General features: G+C 48.0%; 1 protein-coding gene. It reads left to right on the top strand.

Annotation, left to right across the window (positions count from 1 at the left end; genetic code table 11):
• The coding region (locus tag L1286_RS23860) for a non-ribosomal peptide synthetase (protein WP_235409523.1) at positions 1-2,964 on the top strand (2,964 nt) is incomplete at both ends.

Here is a 2,964-nt window from a genome sequence, read left to right as displayed (position 1 = left end):
GGTTGTTGCGCAGCTACAGCAATGTGAGACAGAGAACCGCAAGGTTGCAGGGCTACAATCCACTCATCTTGCGTATGTGATTTACACTTCTGGGTCAACTGGCAAGCCAAAAGGGGTGATGCTAGCACACCGTAGTGTGGTCAACTATCTACAAAACACCGTGATGCAGTATGGTGATACACAAATCAGTGGCGCCATAGTGAGTACCTCTTTGAGCTTTGATGCAACTGTAACCTCATTGTTTGGCGCTTGGATACATGGCAGTGTGCTGACGCTGTTACCTACTAACGGGTTTATTGCTGAGCAGTTGACTGACATATTAGAGCGTGAAGCATGTGGTATGTTTAAACTAACACCGGCTCATTTAGCGAGTTTAGAGCTGAGTGAGCCTCTGTCGAACCAACATATCATAGTGGTTGGCGGAGAGCAGCTCACCCGTGAAGCCGCTTTGAAGGTGTCCGCCAGCCTACCCAATGCAACATTCATCAATGAATATGGGCCAACAGAAGCAACGGTCGGGTGCAGCTATAGTGCCTTTACACATGACAGTTTAGCAACAGAGCACCTTGGCAATGCAATACATATAGGGCGCCCAGTAAAAAATGCGCGTTTGTACGTCTTAGACCGCCATAAAAACCTGTTACCACAAGGTGCGACGGGGGAGCTTTATATAGGGGGTGATGGATTAGCGAGAGGCTACTTGGCACAGCCTGCGCTAACAGCAGAGCGATTCATTGATAACCCTTATGCCAGCGCGCAGGACAAAGCCAATGGCCATACCCGTTTGTATAAAACGGGAGACTTGGTGCGGTATTTACCTGATGGCAACCTTGAATTTGTAGGCCGTATAGACGAACAAGTAAAAATCCGTGGCTTTAGGATTGAACTGGGCGAAATCGAAGCACAATTATGTGCATTAGCCGGTATATCAGAAGCTCAGGTATTGGTCTGTGAGGGTCAGACGTTAGTAGGGCATGTTATCCCTGCAAAGCGGGTGGCAGATGAAGGCGCCTACCTACGTGATATAAAGCATGCACTACAGCAGTTACTGCCGGATTACATGGTGCCGTCAGCATGGGTGCTTCAATCGCAGTGGCCATTGACGGCAAATGGCAAAATAGATAAACGCGCATTAGCGCGTATGGATATTTCACACTTACAAAGTGACTATGTCGCACCGCAAACAGAAATGGAAATACTGTTGTGTGACATATGGCAAGATGTGCTGCAACTGGAGCAGATCAGTGCCACTGCGAACTTCTTTGAGTTGGGTGGACACTCACTGTTGGTAATGAAGGTGATTTCTAAAGTACAACGTGCTGGGTTTAAGCTGAGCGCGAATACGTTCTTTGAAATGGCACAGTTAAATGAGTTGGCTAAGGTATTGGCTGCGCAGTCACGTATTGAACAGGTATTATATCGTGCCCCAGCAAATGGCATTCCAGCCATTTGTGACAGGGTCACGCCTCAGATGTTGCCTCTTGTGAGTTTAACTCAGGACAATATTGACCATATAGCACAGCAAATCCCTGGTGGTATGGCCAATATTCAAGATATCTATCCGTTGGGACCGTTACAAGAAGGGATTCTGTTTGCACATATGCTCAGTGAGGCGTATGACCCTTATGTTATCCCGTTGATATTTGAGATTAAGCAACGCGCAATGGTGGAAGATGTTGTGTCGGCGTTGACCTTATTGGTATCTCGTCATGATATTTTGCGCACGGCCATTTTGTGGGAAGGGTTAGATGCACCAGTTCAGGTTGTGTGTCGGGATGCAGCTTTGTCGGTGGAGTGGCTCGCCCCTGAAGCTGACATTGAGGCACAGTTGGCAGCCCTGTCGGGTGATAAAATGTGTCTCACACAGGCCCCATTATTCCAGATGCGTGTTGTGGCATCATCGGATGATGAACGCTGTGTGGCGTTGTTGGAGTTTCATCACATTATTTCTGACCATGTTGGCCTTGAAATTATCCAAAAAGAATTGGTGAGCTGCTTACAGGGTCAGGCGGCGGAATTGCCGCCGAGCTTGCCGTATAGAGACTTTATAGCGCACACGTTAGTGCAACAGGAACAAAGAGACGCAACGGATTTCTTCACTGAGATGTTGGGCAATGTTGAAGAGGCGACGTTGCCATTCAATCTAGCCAATATTCAAGGGGATGGCAGTGAAATAGTGACGTGCAGTGCAGAGGTTTCCACAGAAATATCAGCAGAGATCCGGCGTTTATCCAAGGCAATGCGTATTACACCGGCGAGCATTTTTCATGCTGCCTTTGGTGTGCTTTTAGCAGCATGTACAGGTCGAGACGATGTTGTGTTTGGCACCGTATTAGCGGGTCGACTGCAAGGCATTGAAGGGGCTGACAGTATGTTAGGGGTGTTTATTAATACACTGCCAGTGCGTATGCAGCTTGTAGGCCTTAGCAGTGAAGAGTACATAACTTCGACCCAAGCACTGCTACATGAGTTATTGGCATTTGAGCAGACACCGTTGGCAACAGCCCAAGGGTGTAGTGGGATATCAAACGATACACCGCTATTCAGTGCGATGTTGAATTATCGTCACTCGCAAGCGGAGAGTATTGTACGTGATGATGTGATGACACTGCTCAGTGGTAAAGAGCGTACGAACTACCCATTTACACTCAACGTGAACGATTCAGCAGAAGGATTCACGCTGGAGTTCCAGCTGGATAAGGCTGTGAACGGTCAGCAAGTAATGGGGTATATGCAAAAGGCACTGAGTGGACTAGTACAAAGTTTGAGACACTCACCCGAACAGCGCGTAGAGCACTTGTCGGTGCTGTCAGCATCGGAAGTACATCAACAACTACATACGTGGAACAGCACAGCGTGTGCACATGCACACGAACTGATGGTACATCAACAGTTTGAAGCACAGGCTGTCCGAACGCCTGACAGTACGGCTTTGGTGTTTGAAGGTCAGTCGATGACGTATGC

This window comes from Pseudoalteromonas sp. SMS1 (assembly GCF_021530565.1).
Lineage (GTDB): Bacteria > Pseudomonadota > Gammaproteobacteria > Enterobacterales > Alteromonadaceae > Pseudoalteromonas.
Note: the sequence above shows the minus strand (reverse complement) of the source record. Positions and strands in the feature narration are given on the sequence as shown.